General features: G+C 40.5%; 22 protein-coding genes and 1 CRISPR repeat array. Of the genes, 18 read left to right on the top strand and 4 right to left on the bottom strand.

Annotation, left to right across the window (positions count from 1 at the left end):
• Positions 1-12: 12 nt before the first annotated feature.
• The 3 genes from K217_RS0104480 to K217_RS0104470 are packed head-to-tail and all read left to right on the top strand — an operon-like array spanning position 13 to position 4,718.
• Entirely contained in the window at positions 13-567 is a 555-nt protein-coding gene (locus K217_RS0104480) for a DJ-1 family glyoxalase III (RefSeq protein WP_029551936.1), read from the top strand.
• Positions 568-581: 14 nt separating this feature from the next.
• Positions 582-1,640 (top strand): threonine synthase, encoded by a 1,059-nt coding sequence (gene thrC, locus K217_RS0104475; RefSeq protein ID WP_029551935.1) that lies wholly within the window; start codon positions 582-584, stop codon positions 1,638-1,640.
• Between the two features lie 36 nt (positions 1,641-1,676).
• A complete protein-coding gene (locus K217_RS0104470; protein ID WP_029551934.1) occupies positions 1,677-4,718 on the top strand; it encodes an efflux RND transporter permease subunit in 3,042 nt (1,013 codons plus the stop codon).
• On the opposite strand, the gene K217_RS0104465 is transcribed toward K217_RS0104470, so the two are convergent.
• A complete protein-coding gene (locus K217_RS0104465; protein ID WP_052178079.1) occupies positions 4,682-5,491 on the bottom strand; it encodes a hypothetical protein in 810 nt (269 codons plus the stop codon). The two genes, K217_RS0104470 and K217_RS0104465, sit on opposite strands and share 37 nt — an antisense overlap.
• A gap of 169 nt (positions 5,492-5,660) precedes the next feature.
• A CRISPR array of direct repeats spans positions 5,661-6,088; the repeat unit is 29 nt; unit sequence CTTTCAACTCCACACGGTAGATTAGGAAC.
• Between the two features lie 518 nt (positions 6,089-6,606).
• On the opposite strand from K217_RS0104465, the gene nuoE reads away from it, so the two are divergent.
• The 13 genes from nuoE to K217_RS0104400 all read left to right on the top strand — a co-directional run bounded on the left by nuoE (position 6,607) and on the right by K217_RS0104400 (position 18,190).
• On the top strand, positions 6,607-7,071 hold the full coding sequence (nuoE, locus tag K217_RS0104460) for an NADH-quinone oxidoreductase subunit NuoE (RefSeq protein ID WP_029551932.1): 465 nt from the start codon (positions 6,607-6,609) through the stop codon (positions 7,069-7,071).
• On the top strand, positions 7,046-8,341 hold the full coding sequence (gene nuoF, locus K217_RS0104455; protein WP_029551931.1) for an NADH-quinone oxidoreductase subunit NuoF: 1,296 nt from the start codon (positions 7,046-7,048) through the stop codon (positions 8,339-8,341). The genes nuoE and nuoF overlap by 26 nt, the downstream gene beginning before the upstream one ends.
• Positions 8,328-9,614: a serine hydroxymethyltransferase gene (locus K217_RS0104450; RefSeq protein ID WP_029551930.1), complete on the top strand. Its 1,287-nt coding sequence runs from the start codon at positions 8,328-8,330 to the stop codon at positions 9,612-9,614. Before nuoF ends, K217_RS0104450 begins: the two co-directional genes overlap by 14 nt.
• Entirely contained in the window at positions 9,580-10,827 is a 1,248-nt protein-coding gene (locus K217_RS0104445; RefSeq protein ID WP_029551929.1) for an EAL and HDOD domain-containing protein, read from the top strand. Before K217_RS0104450 ends, K217_RS0104445 begins: the two co-directional genes overlap by 35 nt.
• Before the next feature lie 33 nt (positions 10,828-10,860).
• Positions 10,861-12,078 carry a bifunctional folylpolyglutamate synthase/dihydrofolate synthase gene (locus K217_RS0104440; protein WP_029551928.1) on the top strand — a complete coding sequence of 406 codons (1,218 nt, stop codon included), beginning with the start codon at positions 10,861-10,863 and terminating at the stop codon, positions 12,076-12,078.
• Positions 12,063-12,614: a ribosome biogenesis GTP-binding protein YihA/YsxC gene (gene yihA / locus K217_RS0104435; RefSeq protein ID WP_029551927.1), complete on the top strand. Its 552-nt coding sequence runs from the start codon at positions 12,063-12,065 to the stop codon at positions 12,612-12,614. Before K217_RS0104440 ends, yihA begins: the two co-directional genes overlap by 16 nt.
• An 87-nt stretch (positions 12,615-12,701) precedes the next feature.
• Entirely contained in the window at positions 12,702-12,947 is a 246-nt protein-coding gene (locus K217_RS0104430) for a hypothetical protein (RefSeq protein WP_029551926.1), read from the top strand.
• Entirely contained in the window at positions 12,944-13,999 is a 1,056-nt protein-coding gene (gene hisC, locus K217_RS0104425) for a histidinol-phosphate transaminase (RefSeq protein WP_029551925.1), read from the top strand. The genes K217_RS0104430 and hisC overlap by 4 nt, the downstream gene beginning before the upstream one ends.
• Positions 13,993-14,775, top strand: a complete 783-nt coding sequence (gene xth / locus K217_RS0104420) for an exodeoxyribonuclease III (RefSeq protein ID WP_038028112.1) — start codon at positions 13,993-13,995, stop codon at positions 14,773-14,775. The genes hisC and xth overlap by 7 nt, the downstream gene beginning before the upstream one ends.
• Entirely contained in the window at positions 14,772-15,194 is a 423-nt protein-coding gene (locus tag K217_RS0104415; RefSeq protein ID WP_029551923.1) for an EamA family transporter, read from the top strand. The genes xth and K217_RS0104415 overlap by 4 nt, the downstream gene beginning before the upstream one ends.
• Positions 15,191-16,504: an apolipoprotein N-acyltransferase gene (gene lnt / locus K217_RS0104410; RefSeq protein WP_029551922.1), complete on the top strand. Its 1,314-nt coding sequence runs from the start codon at positions 15,191-15,193 to the stop codon at positions 16,502-16,504. The genes K217_RS0104415 and lnt overlap by 4 nt, the downstream gene beginning before the upstream one ends.
• 2 nt (positions 16,505-16,506) lie before the next feature.
• A complete protein-coding gene (dnaX, locus tag K217_RS0104405; RefSeq protein ID WP_029551921.1) occupies positions 16,507-17,970 on the top strand; it encodes a DNA polymerase III subunit gamma/tau in 1,464 nt (487 codons plus the stop codon).
• Entirely contained in the window at positions 17,936-18,190 is a 255-nt protein-coding gene (locus tag K217_RS0104400; protein WP_029551920.1) for a DUF4911 domain-containing protein, read from the top strand. Before dnaX ends, K217_RS0104400 begins: the two co-directional genes overlap by 35 nt.
• A 2-nt stretch (positions 18,191-18,192) precedes the next feature.
• Here the strand turns inward: K217_RS0104400 and K217_RS0104395 are convergent, their stop codons facing one another.
• Positions 18,193-19,083: an aspartate carbamoyltransferase catalytic subunit gene (locus tag K217_RS0104395; RefSeq protein ID WP_029551919.1), complete on the bottom strand. Its 891-nt coding sequence runs from the start codon at positions 19,081-19,083 to the stop codon at positions 18,193-18,195.
• Between the two features lie 45 nt (positions 19,084-19,128).
• Here K217_RS0104395 and K217_RS0104390 point away from each other — a divergent pair, with 45 nt between their 5' ends.
• Together K217_RS0104390 and ybeY are read left to right on the top strand one after the other, a co-directional pair.
• The gene (locus K217_RS0104390; protein ID WP_029551918.1) at positions 19,129-20,139 is read left to right on the top strand and encodes a PhoH family protein; all 1,011 of its coding nucleotides are present in this window, start codon (positions 19,129-19,131) and stop codon (positions 20,137-20,139) included.
• Positions 20,075-20,518, top strand: a complete 444-nt coding sequence (ybeY, locus tag K217_RS0104385) for an rRNA maturation RNase YbeY (protein ID WP_029551917.1) — start codon at positions 20,075-20,077, stop codon at positions 20,516-20,518. The genes K217_RS0104390 and ybeY overlap by 65 nt, the downstream gene beginning before the upstream one ends.
• Here the strand turns inward: ybeY and K217_RS0104380 are convergent.
• Together K217_RS0104380 and K217_RS07770 are read right to left on the bottom strand one after the other, a co-directional pair.
• Positions 20,485-21,591 carry an RNA ligase gene (locus K217_RS0104380; RefSeq protein ID WP_029551916.1) on the bottom strand — a complete coding sequence of 369 codons (1,107 nt, stop codon included), beginning with the start codon at positions 21,589-21,591 and terminating at the stop codon, positions 20,485-20,487. The two genes, ybeY and K217_RS0104380, sit on opposite strands and share 34 nt — an antisense overlap.
• 4 nt (positions 21,592-21,595) lie before the next feature.
• The gene (locus K217_RS07770; RefSeq protein WP_197017592.1) at positions 21,596-21,754 is read right to left on the bottom strand and encodes a site-specific DNA-methyltransferase; all 159 of its coding nucleotides are present in this window, start codon (positions 21,752-21,754) and stop codon (positions 21,596-21,598) included.
• Positions 21,755-21,780 lie beyond the last annotated feature (26 nt).

Here is a 21,780-nt window from a genome sequence, read left to right as displayed (position 1 = left end):
GAGGTGGTTAAAATGGCTAAAAAAGTTGCCATCATACTTGCGGAAGGTTTTGAGGAAGTGGAAGCTGTAGCCCCCATTGATGTGCTAAGAAGGGGCGGAGTAGAGGTTGTCATTGCAGGATTGAGCAAGGAACCTGTAGCCAGCGCAAGAAATGTGAGGATAGTTCCAGATGTTACTGTAGATGAGTTGAACCCTGATGAACTTGATATGGTTATTCTGCCGGGAGGAGCTGGTGGTGTGGAAAGGTTAAAACAGGACCCAAGGGTGGAAAAGCTGGTAAAAGCCATGGAGCAAAAGGGTAAATACATATCCGCAATATGCGCCGCACCCACAGCTTTGGCAAAGTTTGGCATTTTGGAAGGAAAGAGGGCAACCGTCTATCCTACCTTAGTGGAAGAAATAAAACCTGCTATCTTTGAAGACAAGCCTGTGGTAGAAGATCAAAGGGTGATAACAAGTCAAGGACCGGGAACTGCCTTAGAATTTGGACTAAAACTTTTGGAAAAGCTGGAGGGTAAAGAAAAGGCAAAGGATGTAGCAAAAAGAATGTTGGTTAAGTATGAGTAGTATAATTTTTTAAGGTGAAATACTGGCGAGGAATTATACATCACTATAGGGAATATTTGCCTGTTAGCGACAGCACGCCTGTAATAACCCTATGCGAAGGAAACACTCCTCTTATAAAGGCAGACAACTTAGCTAAGGAAATTGGCTTTAAGGGAGAGATTTACCTAAAGTATGAGGGCTTAAACCCCACTGGGTCTTTCAAAGACAGAGGTATGACCCTTGCCATATCAAAGGCTGTAGAGAGTGGAAAAAAGGCTGTAATATGTGCCTCTACTGGAAACACTTCTGCGTCTGCTGCCGCATACGCTGCCAGGGCTGGATTAAAGGCTTATGTGCTTCTTCCAAAAGGTGCGGTAGCCCTTGGGAAACTTTCACAGGCTGTTATCTACGGTGCGGAGGTTTTGGCAATTCAAGGAACCTTTGACGATGCTTTAGAAATAGTCAGGAAGTTAGGGGAGATACTTCCAGTAGAGGTGGTTAATTCGGTAAATCCATACAGGATAGAGGGGCAAAAAACTGGTGCCTTTGAGGTATGCGACGCACTGGGCTTTGCTCCAGATTATCATTTTATACCCGTAGGAAACGCAGGAAACATAACAGCCTATTGGAAAGGATATAAAGAGTATTACGAGCGAGGAAAGATTGACAAACTGCCCAAAATGATGGGCTGGCAAGCGGAGGGCTCTGCACCCATAGTTAAAGGCTATCCCATAAAGAATCCACAAACAATAGCCACAGCCATAAAGATAGGCAATCCTTACAGTTGGCAATCCGCCCTTCAGGCTTCTAAGGAATCAGGTGGTCTGATTGATGCGGTAAGCGATGATGAAATACTGCATGCCTATAAGTTGATCGCATCTAAGGAGGGTATATTCTGTGAGCCTGCCTCTGCCGCTTCCGTAGCAGGACTTATAAAGCTCTGTAGGGAAGGCTTTTTCCGTGGTGGTGAGGTGGTAGTTTGCACCCTCACCGGAAATGGGCTAAAGGATCCTGACACCGCCATAAAGGTATGCAATCAACCAAAAGTCTTACCGCCAGTCTTAGAAGAGGTGTTAAAGGTCATAGAAATATAACGTAAGGACCTATAGCTAAGATATAATAGCCATTTAATGTATAGGTTTTTTATTCACAGACCGGTCACCTCATGGATGTTTATGTTTGCCTTTATCCTCTTGGGTCTTTATTCCCTGCGGAACATACCCATAGATAGACTTCCAGATGTAGATTTTCCCACAGTTAGCGTAGTTACCACCTACCCCGGTGCTGATCCTACGGTGGTGGATGTGAATGTAACCAGAGTAATAGAGGATCAAATATCAACCATAAGTGGTATAGAGTCTATAGTTTCCCAAAGTTTTTCTGGCACTTCTCGGATTACTATTACCTTTTCCCTTGAAAAGGATATAGATATAGCAGCTCAGGAAGTTAGAGATGCGGTCCAAAGGGCTATGAGAAGGCTTCCGGAGGGTGTGGATCCTCCCTTAGTTAGAAAAGTAGATACTTCCCTTGCACCCATATTGGTTGTTCTTCTTTATTCAAAAACTGCGGACTATCAAACCTTAGCCTATTGGGCTGACAAGATTATAAAGAGGGATATTGAAAGGATAGACGGAGTGGGACAGGTGGATTTGGGTGGATTTAGAGACAACGCAATGTGGATAAGGATAGATCCAGAAAAGCTCTATTCAAGGAACTTGGCTGTTCAGGAAGTTGTGGAAGCGGTAGTTAAAAATCACTTAGATTCACCTGCAGGTGCAATATACGGAAAGGAAAGAGACTACATAATCCGATTTTACGGCAAGGCAAAGGACGCAAAGGAACTGGAAAGCATTTTTATAAACCCTAACCTTAGGCTCAGGGATATCGGTTATGTAGAATTTGGAGAGGATGAAAAAAGAGGTATGGCAAGGTTTATGGGGGAGCAGGCTATAGCTTTTGTGATATACAAACAGTCCAAAACAAACACTGTAGCCACTGTGGAAAGAATAAAGCAAAGGATAGAAGAGTGGAATAAACAGCTTCCGCCTGATTTGAAGATGGCTACAAGCTTTGACGCCAGCGTGTTTGTAAAAGACAGCGTAAAGGCTGCGGTGGAGGAGATAATCATCGGGAGTTTCTTAACTTCACTGGTTGTTTACTTTTTCTTAGGTAGCTTAAGGCTCACCTTTGTCCCAGTCTTTGCCATACCCATTGCCCTTCTTGGAACAATTTTCTTTCTTTATCAAATAGACCAGTCTTTGAACACCTTTACCCTTTTGGCTCTTGCTGTGGCAGTAGGCATAGTTATAGACGATGCTATAGTAGTTTTAGAAAGCATTTACAGAAGGCGCAAAGAGGAAAACTTACCACCTTTAGAAGCAGGAGAAAAGGGGACAAGAGTGGTCATCTTTGCACTGCTTGCCTCAACCTCCTCTCTGATAATCGTATTTATACCTATCATATTTCTGAAGGGTGTAATAGGTAAGCTTTTTGGAAGCTTTGCTCTAACTTTGGTTGTAGCCATAGCCATCTCCTACTTGGTTGCCATAAGCTTTACGCCTATGGCTGTTTCCAGATTGGTAGATAAGGTTCCAGCAGAAAACCCCTTTACTAAGCTCTATGCAAGGTTTGAAAGCTATTTTGATAGAGCCCTTCGGTGGTCTTTGGACCACAAAGCTATAGTTATAGGCCTTTCCTTAGTCAGCGTAGTGATTGGTTTTCAGTTTTTTAGAATGACTAAGAAGGAGTTTTTTCCACTGGTGGATGAAGGTAGGTTTTTGATAAGGTTTGAAACGCCCGTAGGCTCATCCTTTGAATTTACCGAACAAAAAACAAAAGAAGTAGAAGAGATCATCAGAAAAAATCCATACGTAGAAAGGTTCGGCTTGGCTATGGGTCAGGGAGTGGCAGGAAGACCAACTGTTAATGGTGGTTTAGCCTTTGTTTATCTGGTGGAAAGGGACAAAAGACCCCATCAAAGGGAAGTTATGGAAATGTTAAGGGCAGAGTTTGCAAAGCTAAGGGATGTGAGAGTTAGCGTAGAGTCTGCTGGTATAGTAGGTCCGGGAGGTGGAAGGCAGGTGGATATACAGTATGCGGTTAAAGGTCCAGATATAGAAGAGCTTCAGAATATAGCAAACAAACTTGTGGCAGAGTTCCGAGGAAGACCCGGATACAGGGATGTGGATACGAACCTTAGGTTGAACGAACCACAGGTGCATATAAAAGTTAATCGGGAAAAGCTTGCAGACCTTGGTATAAGTGTGGAGCAGGTTTCTACTACCTTGAGGGTGCTTTTTGGAAAACTGCAGATAGCAACCTATGAGCTTGGCTCAGAAAGCTATGATGTTTATATAAAGGCTATTCCTTCTTTTGTGGAAGATGTGGAAAACCTAAGGAAAGTTTATCTCAAAAGTTTGAACGGATCCTTAGTGCCACTTTCTGAAGTGGTAGAGATAGAACAGAGAACTGGTTACCAATTTCTAAACAGATACAACAGACAGTATTCTTTTTCCTTTTTTGCAAACTTGTCTGGAGAGAAGTCCTTGGCAGAGGCTGTAAAGGAGCTGGAGGATTGGCTTAAAAACAACCTTCCACCTGGCTATACTTACGAAGCGGTAGGACAGGCAAAGGAATTTGCCAGAGCTTTTCAAGGCTTGGGTTTGGCTTTGATAGTTGCTTTGGTAGGTGTTTATATGGTCCTTGCGTCCTTGTTTGAAAGCTACAGACATCCCTTTACCGTTTTGGTAATGGTGCCTTTGTCCATAATGGGAGCCTTTGGGCTTTTGTGGCTCACAAATACTTCTCTTAGTGTCCCCTCTTACTTTGGAATAATACTGCTGGTGGGCATTATCGTCAGAGATGCGGTACTCTTTATAGAAAGGATTATACAACTCAAAAAGGAAGGCTTTCCCACCAGAGAAGCCATACTTCAGGCAAGAAGAGAAAGGCTAAGGCCTATAATCATGACTACCATAACCATAGTTTTTGCGTTGATACCCGTAGCCCTCGGTCTTACTGCTGGCTCAGAGCTCAGAAAACCCCTTGCCTTAGTGGTCATAGGTGGTATATTTACAGGACTACCTCTTAGCCTTTTCTTACTCCCTGTGCTTTACGAAATCTTTGACAGGATTGGTTACTTTAGAAAGAAGGCTTTAACAAAGTCCTCGTAGTTCTTTTGATTTAACATTCTTCTTGCCATTTGCATAACTTCCAAAGAAGCACCCTTGGGAAGATTATGAGCTTTTAGCCACTTTAAAAACTCATAGCGTGCCTTCATACTGGCACAAGCCACTTCTACTTTTTCCTCTGCCTTGTGTTCAAAGCTTGCTAAACTTCCAAAAGGATTTCGGTGAGAGTAAGCATCCACCGTTACCTTAGCGTCTGGATACTCTTTCAGAACTTCTTTTATAAGTCTTAGGTAGCCCCAATCCAGTATTCTATTTAGGTTAGGTTTTTCCTTGTAGATTTGGTTAAGTTCTTTTGGGCTTAAGAAGATACACCGAAACTCTACCAAATTTTCCAACGCCTGAATCTTTCTAAATAGCTCCTCGTCTTTGATTTTTTTGGAATCTTTTGGTGACAAGCTCAGGACCTTCTCAAAGTTTTCTGGTTTTAAGATGCAACAGCACAGCACCAATGGACCAAAAACATCTCCTTTTCCTGCCTCATCACATCCAACAACCACACGCTCCAGCTTTACCAACTTCAAAATCTCTTCTTTTAAAATCTGCGCATCTTTACCTTGGATAAGAAGAACACCAGAAGAGTAAAAGTTTATGAAGTTGTTTCCATCGGTGAGTGATAAAAAAGCATTAGCTACATCTCTTTTGTAAAAACCCTTGGACAAAAGAAGGTCCAACGCCGAGTTCCAATACTCCTTTGGAAGCTTTAGGCTAATCTGATGCTTGTTTGAAAACACTACATTAGTATTATAGTCATCCAAGCGGTAAATGAGAAATTACCTAAGCACATAGGTTTATGTTTCACAAAATCCGTAAGTGTCAGATTTGGTGAAAAAGGCAGGTTCATCTAAAATCCTCATCAATTCTCTATAAGCACATAAAAACCAAACCATTCATATACTCAACTGACAAGCTGAAAAACATGAGAGCCTTTCAACTCCACACGGTAGATTAGGAACTTAACAACTTCAACTTGCTTGAACTCCTCAGTTCGCTATTTCAACTCCACACGGTAGATTAGGAACTAATAAAACTTAATGAGTTGTAAAAAAAGTTCTAAAGGCCTTTCAACTCCACACGGTAGATTAGGAACCAGGTAAGACTACAAGACTAAAGGTGGCTTCGGCTTTGTACTTTCAACTCCACACGGTAGATTAGGAACACGGTATGTTTTCAAAAACTCCCAATTCGTCAAAACACTTTCAACTCCACACGGTAGATTAGGAACCTTTAGTGAGCAGAAGAGAAGGTAATGTAAAGAAACTTTCAACTCCACACGGTAGATTAGGAACTGGAAAAGCGTGCATTATATTCAACTCTAATGGGGCGCTTTCAACTCCACACGGTAGATTAGGAACCCCAACTTACCACCTTAATTAAAATAAGACAAATCAATAATTTTGTCAAGGGGGTACCCCTCGCAAATGAAGGTTATTTTCCGAAAATCCGAGGTCGTGCAAAGTTGAGTGTGTTATTGTCAAATTTAAGTCTTTGTCTCCCAATGCTTTAAGCAATCGTGCATAATTATGACTTTGTGCAATTACATAATTATGACTTTATGTTTTTGTGATGACTGATGTCTCTCAGAAGCCTGAGAAACAAAGTCTTAGCTTATCTCAAATTGAGACAAAACAAAAGGAAAGACTATCCCTATTCACTTGCCAATTTGACAAGGGCTATTCAAAAGCCCTCAGAATTCATAGAGGATTATAACATACTCCCAAGTTTTTAAGCAACCACCTGCTGATGTAATTGAAAACCTTCTTTGGTGGGGTTTAGGGATATTAAAAATCCCTGCCCTCCAAAGGGCTTTCTGACAAGAAAACTTGCCTTTTTCTTAATTTCTCACCCAGCGTATTATAATTTTATCTTTAATATGCTACCTGTGGAGCTTGAACAAAAGTTAGAAGCTTACGCAAACTATTTCCCAAAGAGGGAACAAGCCATACTGCTTTGTCTGCACGAAGTGCAGGATTACTATGGAAACATCCCCTCCTTTGCCTTAGAGAGAATAGCTCAGATCTTGAACCTTCCACTAAACCATGTGGAGAATGTAGTTTCCTTTTACGACATGTTTGACAGGGGTGAGCCCGCCAAACACAGAATAAGGGTCTGTGTCAGTATAGTTTGCAATCTGATGGGGAAGAAAAGACTTTTGGACGCTATAAAGAAACACTTGGGAATAGGGGTGGGAGAGGTTAGCAAGGATGGTAGGTTTAAGCTCATAGCGGTTCAGTGCTTAGGTGCCTGTTCTGAAGCGCCAGTTTTTATGGTGGATAACGACACTTACAAATTTGAAAGCGAGGAGAAGCTCTATGAGATCCTATCCAAATATACCTAACATTTACGCAGAAACTACTTTAAACCTACTTCTTAGAAGAGCCAAAAAGCCAAAAGTACATACTATAGAGGATTACCTAAGGGATGGAGGATACCAAGCCTTAGAAAAAGCTCTCAATATGAGTCCAGAGGAGATAATAGATTGGGTGGATAAAAGCCAACTTAGGGGCAGAGGGGGTGCAGGCTTTCCTACGGGTAAAAAGTGGAAGTTTGCAGTCCAAAATCCAGCCCCAAGGTATTTAATATGCAATGCGGACGAATCTGAACCGGGCACCTTCAAAGACAGAATACTCATAGAGAGAGATCCCCATTTGCTCATAGAGGGTATAATAATCTCCGCATACGCCATAGGTGCAAATCAGGCTTTTATATACATAAGGGGTGAATACCCTGCGGGATATTACATACTCAAGGACGCCATAGAAGAAGCAAAGGCTAAGGGCTTTTTGGGTAAAAACATACTAAACTCTGGCTTTGACCTTGAAATATACGTAGCAAGAGGTGCGGGTGCTTACATCTGCGGGGAAGAAAGTGCCTTAATAGAGTCTTTGGAAGGGAAAAGAGGTTTTCCCAGGATAAAGCCACCCTATCCAGTTCAGTATGGGCTTTTTGGAAGACCTACTGTAGTCAATAATGTAGAAACCCTTTGCAACATACCTTTAATAGTTGGTATGGGTTGGGAAGAATACAGATACATAGGACCAAGCGACTATCCGGGACCAAAGCTCTTTCCGGTTAGTGGAAAAGTAAAAAAGCCCGGTGTTTACGAGCTTCCTATGAACACTACCCTTAGGGAAGTTATATACAAGTATGCTGGCGGAACCATAGGAAACAAAAAAGTTAAGGCTGTCTTTTCTGGAGCCTTAGATTGCTTTTCTGCAGAAGAGCTGGATACACCTATGGACTACTCCCCCTTTGGATTTGGTGGAACTGGAACAGTTATAGTGCTAACTGAAGAGGATGATATAGTAAAGGCGTGTTTGGATATAGCAGAGTTTTACGCTCACGAAAGCTGTGGTCAATGCACTCCATGCAGGGTAGGAACACACGAACAGGTTTATCTCTTAAAAAAGATCGTTGAAGGAAAAGCTACAGAAAGGGATTGGGAAGGGTTTAAGTTTGTAAATCAGTATATTCAGCCCACATCCATATGCGGTTTGGGTGCGGTAGCAGGCAGGCTCATCAGACAAGCTATGCAAAAGTTTCCAAAAGATTGGGAAACTTACCTCAGTAAGCTAAAAAAGGAGGAGGTCGTTTATGGAACATCTTAAAAAGACAGATCCAGAGATTTACAGGGTTGTGGTAAAAGAATACGAAAGGCAGTTTTACCATTTGGAGATGATAGCTTCAGAGAACTTTACTTCTCTTGCGGTTATGGAAGCCCAAGGTTCAGTTTTGACCAACAAGTATGCGGAAGGATTGCCCGGTAAAAGATACTACGGCGGTTGTGAATGGGTGGATGAGGCAGAAAGGTTGGCTATAGAGAGAGTTAAAAAACTTTACGGTGCAGAGCATGCCAACGTCCAGCCCCATTCTGGAAGTCAGGCAAACATGGCGGTTTATATGGCGGTTCTTAAGCCGGGAGATACCATCCTTGGAATGGATCTGGCCCACGGCGGACACCTCACCCACGGAGCTAAGGTAAACTTTTCAGGAAAGCTTTACAATGCCATTTACTACGGAGTAAATCCAAATACAGAGCTCATAGACTACGATCAGATCTATAGGCTTGCCAAAGAGTATAAGCCTAAGATGATCGTGGGGGGTGCGTCAGCTTATCCAAGGGTAATAGACTGGGAAAAGCTTGCAGAGATAGCTCAGGAGGTGGGAGCCTATCTAATGGTTGATATGGCTCACTATTCTGGATTGATTGCAGGTGGAGTTTATCCAAACCCAGTCCCTTATGCCCACTTTGTAACATCCACCACCCACAAAACCTTAAGAGGTCCAAGAGGTGGATTTATACTCTGCAGGCAGGAGTTTGCAAAGGAAATAGACAAGTCAGTGTTTCCTGGCACCCAAGGCGGTCCCCTAATGCACGTGATCGCAGCAAAAGCGGTAGCCTTTAAAGAAGCTATGACGGAAGAATTTAAAGCCTATGCCAGACAGGTGGTTCTAAACGCAAAGGCGCTGGCAGAAGAATTGCAAAAGGAAGGTTTTAAGATAGTTACAGGTGGAACGGATAGCCATATAGTATTGGTGGATCTAAGAAACACTGGACTTACGGGCAAACAGGTGGAAGATGCCTTAGGAAAAGCCAACATAACTGTAAATAAAAACGCAGTTCCCTTTGACCCACTACCGCCCACAAAAACAAGCGGTATAAGGTTGGGCACTGCAGCCTTAACCACGAGGGGTATGAAGGAAGAGGAGATGAAGCTCATAGCAAGGCTTATATCTCAGGTTATAAAAAACTTGGAAGATGAAACTGTTATAGAAAGGGTTAAGAGCCAAGTTTTAGAGTTATGCGAACAATATCCTTTGTATCCAGAATTAAAAGAAAGTCTCCATGAGTTTTTTAATAGCAAAACAGCCCATTTTTGACAAAAAAGACAATGTAGTAGCATACGAAGTATATCTTCGCAAAAAAGGGAATATGTTAGAGTATCCAAAGGAAGTTCCTTATAACAGATCTACTCACATAATACTGGAGATCCTTATGGAGCATGGTGTTAATAAGATAGGCGAAGGCAAGAAAATTATGTTAAACGTATCTATTGACTCTCTTCTTAATAAAGCTTTTGAAAATCTGCCCCCAGAAAAGCTAATACTGGAGCTGATACCACCTCAGATACAAGTAGGAACCATTGTCATAAATCAGGCACTAAAAAGAGCAGAGAAATTTAAGGAATCTGGAATACTGTTAGCTGCATCCTACGATATTCTGCTGAAAGAATCTTATCAACAATTTGTTGAAGAAGCTTTTCTTATAACTGTAGATTTTCACCATCTAACTGATACAAAAGTTACAAGCTTAAAGGCTAAAGATAAAAAACTGTTAATTACAAAAATAGAAAATGAAAAACAATACAATAAAGCAGTTGAAATTGGAGATTTTTTTGAAGGAAACTACTTAGGAGCACCTTACGTTTTAAAAGAATTTGAAACAGCACCATATTTGAAAAATAATTTAGTAAAACTAATACCTATGCTACACAGTGCCCAAAGTATTAAAGAAATAGCCAGATTTATATCCTACGATGCGGGTCTAACTGCAAAACTTCTCAGGTTCGTTAACTCTGCTTATTTTTCACCTATTCAAGAGATAAAAAGCGTGGAACAAGCGTGTAGTATGTTAGGTATGAAGAATATTAGAAACTTCATATTTTTACTTGCTATGAATGACTACATAAGTGTGGAAAATCCTGTTCTTTGGAAAAAGGCTCTAATTAGGGCTTTCTTAGCAAGTCAAATGGCAAAGCGCATTATGCCAGACTTAGAAGATGCGGCTTACCTTATGGGACTTTTCTCACTGATAGATGAGATTTTAGGAGTTGATAAAATAAGTTTTCTGAAGGAAATTCACATTGATAGGGTAATACTTGACGGATATACCGGAAAACATAAAAAACTAAGAGAGATTCTTGATTTTGCTTCTCAGCTGGAAGAAAAGTATCCAACTATTCAATCTTCGGAGGATCCTTATAACTCTGCCATACTAACTAACATAGAGAAAATTACCGGCATAAATAGATTGGAGCTTCTTCAAATGACAAAGGGTGCTTACGAAAAGGCAGAGCAAATTTTAAACCTTTAAAGGCGTATTATAATTCTATAATGTTTATTTCCTATGGTTCTTTATGAGCTTTACAGAGGAAAAGACTACAAGATAGTTCCCACGTTGGACAGAATCCAAAAAGCTGTTGAATACGTGGGATTAAAGAACCCTCCTTACATTTCTGTTCTTGTTGGAGGCACCAACGGTAAAGGTTCTACCTGTGCCTTTTCAGAGAGCATCCTAAGACATCATGGTTATAAAACAGGTTGGTTCGTCTCTCCTCATCTGTTTGATGAAAAGGAAAGATGGAGGATAAACGGACAGAAAATTTCCGAAGAAAGACTGAAGTATTATGTGGAGGATCTAAAGCTGGTTTTTGAGAGATTTGAGCTAACTTACTTTGAAGCATGCACGCTCATAGCCCTTAAGTTTTTTCAAGACGAAAGAGTAGATTTTGCAGTTTTTGAAGTTGGTATGGGAGGTAGATGGGATGCGACCAGAGTTTGTAATCCTTCCGCTTGTGCAATAACTAATATACAAAGGGATCATATTAAGTGGCTTGGGAAAACTCCAGAAGAAAGGGCAAGGGAAAAGCTCGGCATATATGTTCCCGGAAGACCTATAGTTTTGGGAAGTCCAAAATATCCCCTTTATCCTTTAGCCTTGGAAGTTTGCCAAAAGGAAGACCTTTTGGTGGCAGGAATGGACTTTTTTGCTAAGGGAGTAGTAAATGGTATGCAAACGTATCTTGAGGAATTTACATCGGACTTTTTTCATATAAAAGACGTGAGACTTGGCCTTTGGGGAAAGTGGCAGATAGACAACGCAAGTATAGCTTTGGCCCTTACAGCGCAAGTTGTAAAGCTAAAGGAAGATAAGGTAAGGTTAGCTTTGGAAAATACAAAATTGGAAGGGAGGATGGAGGTTTTAAGAGAAAAACCACTTTTAATTTTGGACGGTGCGCACAATGCGGACAGCGTAAAGATTGTGATAAACCAACTAAAAGCAAGCGGTATAAAGCTCACTCCTGTATTCACAGGTCTAAAAGAAAAAGAATGGAAAGACTCTATGAAAATTCTCAGAGATTTTTCAGAAAGAATATACCTTTTGGAGATCAGACACCACAGAGGTGAAAGCCTGTCTGAGTTAGTAAAAGAAGCGGAAAGGTTAAACTTTCAGGAAATAATAACTTTGAAATCAGCGGAAGAAGTGCTAAATCTTAGGGAAGACATTTTGGTGATAGGTTCCTTTTACTTGGTGGGCGAAATCAAAGAATGGATAGAGAAGTAAAGTTTTGTGGATCTTTCACGGAAAACTTTCCAAAAGATCACAAAAAACACCTGGTCTTTGCAGGAAGATCAAACGTAGGGAAGTCATCCTTGATAAACATGTTGGCAGGTAAAAAAGTAGCCTACGTTAGTAAAGAACCAGGAAGGACTAAAACCATAAACTTCTTTTCTTTCGGCAAAGATCAATACTTGGTAGATTTACCGGGCTATGGTTATGCAAAGGTATCTGGACAAGAGAGAGAAAGATGGAAGGAGATCATAGAAAAATACTTTTCGGATTGCAAAGATAGAATAGCTATGGTGTTTTTGCTAATAGACAGTAGAATTGGGCCAACTCCATTGGACGAACAGATGTTACGGTTTCTTGAGGGATACAAATACGTAGTAGTTCTTACAAAATGGGACAAAGCAAATCAAAAACAGCAAGCAGAAGTCATAAAAAAGATCAAAGCCTTAACAAACGCCCCCATCATTCCTACCTCTGCAAAAGAGGGAAAAGGGAAAGAAGAGCTTTTAAGAATAATTAAATTAACCTGATATCTTTCCAGTTTTTGTTGAAAAGGAAAACAACAATGCAAAAATTAGTGATAAAATAGAAATTCAAAAATTATCAGGAGGTACAAAATGGCTAAGAGAGGAAGAAAAAAAGGCGGTCCAAGATACAGAAGAATATCATTATCTTTGCCCAAAAGACTGTATTATGTGCTGAACGGTATTGCAATGGGTGATGAAAGAAAGTTAAACAGGTTAATAAAGGGAATATTGGAAGACAAGCTTATGGAATCTACAGTAGCTGAACTTGAACTATACTTAGGAAAAGGTGAGGAGATGGAAGAAGAGGAGGAAGTAGAAGAAGAAAAGAAGGAATGATCCCTAAGAGGATAAAAGACCTTTCTCCTTACAAAACAGAGACCACTTCCTGCAAGGTAAGACTTTCCTCCAACGAGCTTCCCATAAGGTTTCCGGAGGAAGTTAAAAAGAGGATAGGGGAAGTGGTCTCTTCCATACCTTTTAATCGCTATCCTGACCCTTATTCCGCTGAGTTGAAAGAAATAATAGCCCTTAGGTTTGGGGTGTCTCCAAACAACTTGATCTTGGGTAACGGTTCAGATGAGCTTATACAGTATCTTTCTATATCCATTGGGGAGTTTGACAGAGGTGTGATATATCCCATACCAACTTTTCCTATGTACGGTATATGCGCCAGCGTATTGGGAAGGGAAAAAATAGAGGTTCCCCTTCAGGAGGACTTTGACCTAAACCTTGACGCATTTATCAATTCCATCAGAGAAAAAAATCCAGCCATAGCTTTTTTTTCTTATCCGAACAATCCTACAGGAAACTGCTTTAGCGAGGAGAAAATAAGAAGGATAAGGGAAGAGAAAGTTTTTACTGTGTTGGATGAAGCATACTATCATTTTTCGGGAAAGACCTTCCTCAAAGATGCGCTGAGCAGAGAAGACACGGTAGTGCTCAGAACCCTTTCAAAGATAGGGCTTGCGGGGCTTAGGATAGGTGTTCTGATTGCAAAAGAAGATATAGCTATGGAGATAAACAAGGTAAGACTGCCCTTTAACATAACCTATCCATCTCAGGCAATAGCCAAAGTTATGCTTGCGGAATTCTACTTTTTGATTGAAGAGCACATAAGGATGGTAATTAGGGAAAGGGAGAGAGTTATGAAGGAGCTAAGCAAGTTAGAAGGCGTCAAAGTTTATCCGTCTGATGCTAACTTCTTTCTCTTTAGCACACCTTATCCTGCGGATTTGGTCCATAAAGAGCTTATAAAAGAGGGAGTTTTGGTAAGGGATGTGTCTTACCTTCCTGGGCTAAGGGGTTGTTTGAGGGTAAGCCTGGGCTTTCCCGAAGAAAACGATGCTTTTCTTGAGGCACTTATCAAAGTGTTAAAGAGACTATGCTAATCAAAGTAGCTACTTATAACGTAAATTCCATAAGAGCAAGAAAAGAATTAGTTTTTATGTGGCTTAAAAGAAGTCCTGTGGAAGTGCTTTGTCTTCAGGAAATAAAGACCGAAAATCACAATTTTCCTTCCTTGGATTTTGCTACCTTAGGTTATAAGTGCTTTGTGCATGGACAGAAAACTTACAACGGAGTAGCCATATGCTCCAAATTTGAACTAAAGGACCTTTTCAAAGGTATAGATAATCCCAAGTTTGACAAGGAAAGCAGAGTTATAGGCGGTAGGTTTGAAGAGGTATGGCTCATAAACGCTTACTTTCCCCACGGAGAAGAGAGAGGAAAAGAAAAGTTTTACTATAAGTTGGAGTTTTACCAAGCCTTTTATGAGTTTTTAAACAAGAACTATAAACCTACCGATAAGATTATATTAGTTGGAGATATGAACGTAGCCTTAGAAGACATAGACGTGTATGATCCAGAGATTTTAAGAGACACCATAGGCACAATGCCAGAAGAAAGACAAGCTCTAAGGAGAATATTGGAGTGGGGTTTTGTGGACAGCTTTAGGTTTCTATACCCAAACAAGGTTCAATTTACTTGGTGGGACTACATAGGAGGTGCGGTTTGGAAAAACGAAGGAATGAGAATTGACTATGTGCTCATAACAAAACCTTTGCTTGAAAACCTAAAGGACGTATTTGTGGATACTTGGCCAAGAAAAAGAAAGGAACCCAAACCTTCTGACCACGCACCTGTAATTGGGGTTTTCCAGCTGTGAGGGGCGTAATCTTTGCCTTACTTGCCAGCTTGGTATGGGGTTTAGCTCCAGTTTTTATAAAAATAGGTCTGAAGTCTGAGGTGAATAATCTTTTAGCCTTAGCAGTTCATAACCTTTCAGCCTTTCTTTTAGCATCCGTCCTATACATGCTGATAGATGGCTCCTTTGTTATAGGATCTAAAGAAATAGTTTTTTTGGTTTTGGGCGGGATTTTATCGGGCTTCTTAGGTCTTTTCTTCTTTTTTGAGGCGATAAGACACGGTAATGTTTCCATAGTGTCTCCCATAGCATCCACTTCACCGTTGTGGAGTGCTCTGTTTGCCTTTCTGATATTGGGGGAAAGCTTAAACTTACAAAAGTTATTGGGAGTTTTGCTAATTATATCAGGCGTTGCTTTGCTAACCCTTTCAAAAACATGAAAAACTTTCTTTTGGCACTCTTAACAGGAACCCTTCTTTACTTTCCCTTTTCCAAACTAAACCTTTGGTTTTTACTCTTTCCAGCCCTTCTTCTTTTTCTCAAGAATAGGTCTATATTTTTTTGGACTTTTGGAGGCTATACGTTTGTCTTTTTGTCCCTCAGATGTGCCAATATATCCAGCATAGAATTTGGTGGTCTAAACCCACTTCTGTCTTACTCCATATTCTCCTTATTTGTGTTGATATTTACAATCTTTCAGTTTTTCATACCAGCCTTTGTCTCTAAGAATTTTCTAAAAAACTCACCACTTGCCTATGGCATACTTTATACGATTGTTGAATGGATAAGGTCCCACTTTCCCTTTGGCGGTTTCCCGTGGCTGTTAATAGGAGAGGTTATATCTCAAGTGCAGGTGTTTAAATATTCACTTTACTTTATAAGCATACCGATTTACACCTTTCTGTGTTGGCTTTTTGCTTATCTAATCCTTCAAAAAAAGATCCTTTTGCTCACCTTAAAAATAGCTTTCCTTCTTCTCATAAGCTATGTATCTTACAGAGTCGAACCAAACACCTTGGAGGGAGTAAAATTAGCCCTCATTCAAACCGCAGTGCCTCAAGAAGATAAGCTGAGCAGAGAAACCTTTAGCAAGCACTCAAAAGAAATAATCCGAATGATAGAAAAGGCAATAAAAGAAAAGCCGGACCTGATAGTTCTTCCAGAGTCTGCCTTCCACTTTTACTTTTCGGAGGAGGAAACAGAAACCTTATACAGGCTTAGTCTTCAAGCTCCCATACTTGTGGGCCTTATAGACATAAGGGAAGACCTAAAGCCTTACAACTCCGCCTATCTGTTTGCCGAAGGAAGGCTTGTGGATTACTACGACAAGGTAAAACTTATGCCTGTGGGAGAATTTATACCAAGACCCTTTGAGTTTTTAAAAGACATTTTCCAATCCATAGGGGGCATTGACTATAACCCAGGGCAAAGGATAAAAACCATAAAGTACAAGGACTTTAGCATGGCGGTTCCTATATGCTTTGAAATAGCTCACTATAGCTTCATGGAGAAACTGGCAAAGAGCGCTAACATTATTGTTGTCCTTACAAACGATGGATGGTTTAAAGACAGCGATTGCACCTTCCAGCACTTCAGGTTTGCCCAGTGGGCATCTTTGAGGTTTAAAAAGTTTGTGGTTTGGGTTAATAATTCCGGAGATACAGCGGTTATTGACCCTTACGGAAGAATTGTGGAAAAACTAAGTTACATGGAAAGGGGAGTGCTTTTTGTTAGGTTAAAATCGTATTAAACATGTATGTGCCGTTTGCAAGGAAGTACAGACCAAGGAAGTTTTCTGAATTAGTGGGGCAGGAGGTTGCCAGCAGGGTCTTGCTAAATGCAGTAAGGCTTGGTAAGCTGGCACACGCTTATATCTTTGCTGGTCCAAGGGGAACTGGGAAAACCACAACCGCAAGGATTTTAACAAGGGCAATAAATTGTCTCAGACCGGTAGATGGAGAGCCTTGTGGAGAATGTGAAAATTGCATAGCCATAGATAAGGGGATCTTTCCAGACCTGATAGAAATTGACGCCGCCTCCAACAGAGGAATAGATGATATCAGAAGCCTAAGAGACGCAGTTTCTTATACTCCCATAAAGGGCAAGTATAAGGTGTATATACTGGACGAGGCACATATGCTAACAAAGGAAGCCTTTAACGCCCTTTTAAAGACCCTTGAAGAACCTCCGCCAAGAACAGTTTTCATCCTTTGCACCACAGAATACGAAAAAATCATTCCTACAATAATTTCCCGTTGCCAGCGCATAATTTTTAGCAAGCTAAAGGAAGAAGACATAGTTAAATATCTGAGGTTTATATGTGAGCAGGAACATCTACAGTGCGAAGAAAGGGCTCTTTATACCATAGCCCGCATAAGCGATGGGGGGATGAGAGATGCGGTATCTTTGCTTGATCAAACCGCCACCTTTGGAGAGGGGCAAGTAAAAGAGCAAATCATTGAAGAATTTTTGGGCATACTTTCTCAGGAAAAGGTTAGGGACTTTATAAAACTTTTGCTTTCTGGAGATACAGACAACGCGTTGAAATTTTTAAGAGACATAAGGGACAAGGGTTACAACTTGTCGGTATTCTGGGACTCTGTGGAAGAGGAAGTTAGAAATCTAATAATTTACAAGAGCTTGAAAGAGCCAGAAAAGGTGATAAAAGTGGAACCCTTTCACAAGGAAATATCCGCAAACTTAAACGCCCTACTGTATTTGGAAAAGTTAATAAACACCGCCCGGATAGAATCAAGAGCTATGGACCTCTTTAAGGCATGCGAGATAGCAATAGTAAAAAGCGCAATCATAAAGGATATCCTACCCATAGAGGGACTTATAAAAGCCTTGAAGGAAAACAAAGAGGTTGGGGATAATCCTCAGGAAAAGCAAGCGATCCAAGAACAGCCTAAGGAGGATCGGAAGGAAGACCTTTGGCAAATACTCCAGAGCAATCTAAAGAGAATAGATTTTGAGAGGCTAAAAAGACTACCTTGGGAAGAAAAGGAAGGGAGGATATACATAAAAGTAGGAGAGAAGGAGCTTAAAAGTTTGGAGATAGAAAAACTGAAGGCAAAATTCCCTTTTCTTGAGTTTATAGTGGAGGAAGAACAGAAGAAGGAGGAATTACCCGAAAGTGTAAAAAACATAAAGACACTTTTCAACGCCAAGATAATAAGCTATGAAAGAGATAAAGGCAAAGATAATCCTTCTTAAAATACCGGTGTCAAAAATAGGTCTATTTACAGCTTTAATGGATGGGTCTGGTAGAAATGCCATTGTCCGCACAAAGGAAAAAAAGAAAGACGAAGTCTATCTTATAACCACTCCGCACACTTACGAAAGAACATTGCAGGTGCTGAACTTCATTAAAAAGCACATACCGGAGATAGAAATCTTAGGTGAAGTAGAAGCGGAGGAAATGGACATTGGATAAGCTTAGTGTTTATCAAGAAGACCATAGATAACAGCCTTGCGCACATAAGGACCATTTCTTACCTGTTGCAAAACCAAAGACTTTTCACCGTATAGCACTTCACCATCTACATCCACATAAACATTTACAGGTCCCGGATGCATAAAGTATCCCTTAAGTTTTCTGTATCTTTCTTTTGTCAGACCAAACTGTAAAAAGTATGACTCTTTTGAGTTTATGTAATTCTCTTTAAATCGCTCTTCCTGCAATCTAAGATAAATTACTAAGTCCGCCCATTCTATGCCCTCGTCTACGTTATCAAAAACCATAACCTCTCCAAAAGGTGAAAGATCAGAAGGAATAAGGGTTGCAGGACCACAAACACCCAATTGAGCGCCAAACAACCTAAAGAGCTCTGCAGAGGACCTAAACACCCTACTGTGGAGTATGTCTCCCACAAAGAGAATTTTTAAGTTCTCCAAAGAAGGATAGTGTTCCATGGCTGTAAACAAATCTATAAGGCCTTGGGTTGGATGCTGATGTGTCCCATCGCCAGCGTTTATAAGGGTTATATCTTCAACCAAATAGGATTCATAAGGATAAAGCACAAAGGGAACCCTAAACACAAGAACTCTAAAACCTAAGGCTGATATAGTCTTTATGGTATCCTTGAACGTTTCACCTTTCTCTATAGAAGACTCACCTTTTCCAATGTAGTAAGGTTCCATACCTAAGTCTCTAAGGGCTATCTCAAAGGAAAGTCTGGTGCGAGTAGAGCTTTCCAAAAATAGCAAAATCGCCCTTCCGTCCAATCTAGCCTTTTTCCCTTCCTTAAAGTCTTTGAAAAGACTTTGTAGATACTTTATCTCCTCTACGCTCAAATCCTTAACGGTTATCAGATGTTTTGTTTGCATTTCTCTAAATACGTTTTATATTTTAAAACAGTAACTGAGCGTAGCATGGAGAAGGTAGAGGAGATAATAGACTTAGGAAGTTTTGACGAAAGGTTTTACGCTATAGTAGGAAGGGGGGATGAGAATCTAAAGCTTTTTTCCCAACTCTTTGGAGTTAAAGTCTTAGCTAGAGGGACAGAGATTTTGATAAGGGGAGAGGAGCAAAAGGTTAGGAACATGAGTAATTTCATAAGAGAGATGATGAGGGAATTTGCTAAAGGACCACTCAGCAGTGCGGAGGTGAGGGATAGAGCAAAGGCTTTCGTAAAAGGTGTTTCGGAAATTACAATGCCAGACTCGGAAGAGGTCATACTAATTACCCACAAAAGAAAGGCTATAGTTCCAAAGACAGAAAACCAAAAGAAGTATGTTAAAGCCATTAAGGAGAATGATGTTGTTTTTGGAATAGGTCCCGCAGGCACAGGAAAGACATATTTGGCAATGGCGATGGCACTGGCCCATCTAAAGGAGAAGAAAGTAAGCAAGATAATACTAACGAGACCTGCGGTAGAGGCAGGAGAAAAGTTAGGTTATCTTCCTGGCACCATAGCGGAAAAGGTAGACCCTTACTTAAGGCCTCTGTACGATGCACTCTACGATATGGTGGATTACGACAAAGCGGCATATATGCTTGAGAGGAATATAATAGAAATAGCTCCTTTGGCTTTTATGAGAGGAAGAACCTTAAACGATGCCTTTATAATCTTGGACGAGGCGCAGAACTCCACAAGGGAACAGATGAAGATGTTTTTAACCCGAATTGGCTTTGGTTCAAAGGTTGTGATTACTGGAGACATAACTCAAATAGACCTGCCAAGAAAGGAAGAATCTGGGTTAGTTGAGGCTATTCATGTGCTTGCCAACGTTGAAGGGATTAGTTTTGTAAAGTTTGGTCAGGAGGATGTGGTAAGGCATCCAGTAGTTGCAAGGATTATAAGGGCTTACGAAGATTATGAAAAGAAACAGAGTGCTGGTAAAGAGAAAGGTAAAAGGTCTAAAAGCCAGGTATCTCAGTAATTTAGCTCACAAAATATTGGATGCCTTAGGTTTAGAAGGAGTTGAGTTAAGTATATTAATAACTTCAGACGAGGAGATAAGAGAGTTAAACAGGATATACAGAAACAAAGATAAGGCTACGGATGTTCTGTCCTTCCCGATGGGAGAAGAGGTGGGTGGATGGAAGCTTTTGGGAGATGTGGTAATATCCGTTGATACTGCAAGGGCTCAAGCCAAAGAGCTGGGCACAAGCCTTGAGGAAGAAGTAAAAAGACTTTTAATACACGGTATAGTTCATCTGCTTGGATATGACCATGAGCTGAGTAAGGAAGAGGAAAAGAGATTTAGAGATATGGAAGATTACATTCAATCAAAAATAGAGCCACCTGCCAGCAGATGACCAAGAAGTCCTGTCATATTCAGGTAAACCCTATCAAACTCCAAGACCCAAAAGTTTCCTTCCTTTTTTAGACTTCTTTCAATAACCTGTATTTGGGAAGAGGCGTGTTTTATGCTTTCCAAAAACAGAAGGGCGTTTTCCTTTGTCTTGAACCTACACCTGAAGGTTCTATAAACCTTCCTTTCCTTCTTTGACAACTCGATAGCTTTTAAAAGACCTTCTAGGAATGCTTTGCCTACATTCAGAAATAGTTCTTGGTCTGCACCGATGCCTTCCTCTTCCATAAATAAAGCCAACCTGAGCAGTCTGTTGGTAAAATAATCGGATGGCAACCCAAGGAGATTAACAGAGGCTATTTCTATATCCTTAAGACTTGAATATAAAGTTACGTATTTTACTCTTTTATTCTTTTCTGAATTTTCCTTAAAAACCACACCTTCCCTTCCCTCATCATTTAAACGTTTCAGCAGTTTTTTAATATCTTCCACATCATCCGGTGTAAATAATCCGAACCTCTCTACGGAAGGTAACCCATATTTCTCTATGAGTCTTTCTTTTTCCGAGTAAGGAAGAAATTCCCGAGAGTTTTTTCTCATGATGTCAAACACGAAAATTTTTATGTCTTCTGTAATATACGGAGGATGTTCATCCACATAGGGGTTTTCTGGACCGGCGACTTCTGCACACAGTATAAGGTCTGGGTTGTCTTCAAAAAATTTCGGGTTTATAAAATCCAAAACCCTTTCTGTCGTAAATGGACATACATACCCTCCTCTGCTGAGGGCTAAAATTTGGTCCTCATACAGGAATATCCTCGTGTTGTATCCATCTACCTTTTCTTCAACGTAAAAAGCTTGGCTAAACTGTTCTCTAATTCCCGTGGAAAGTTGGAATATTCTACCTATATGTGGATATCCCCAAACCACGGTGGTTTTAAATATAGCTGTGCCTCTGGGTATGTCCTTAAAATCATCTGTGAACCTTAAATATTCTAGCCCTTTGTAGTTTTCGCTTTTTACTTTGTTCCTCTTCAGCGCTTCCCTAATCGTTTCTGGGTTTATCTGGTGTTTCATCAGGTTATGTATCTATAAAAGTATAATACACTTTACTCTCCATTCTGTTTTTATTTTTATTCAAGCTTTTTTCTATGCGAAGGTAAGCCAACTGGACATACTCTGGAACAATCTCATAGCCAACGAAATACCTTCCAGTCCTTAGTGTGGCTATGGCAGTCATGGTAATTTTCTTTTTATCTTTTCCAC

The organism is Thermocrinis jamiesonii (genome assembly GCF_000702425.1).
Classification (GTDB): Bacteria; Aquificota; Aquificia; order Aquificales; family Aquificaceae; genus Thermocrinis; species Thermocrinis jamiesonii.
This window is presented reverse-complemented; position numbering and strand designations above follow the sequence as displayed.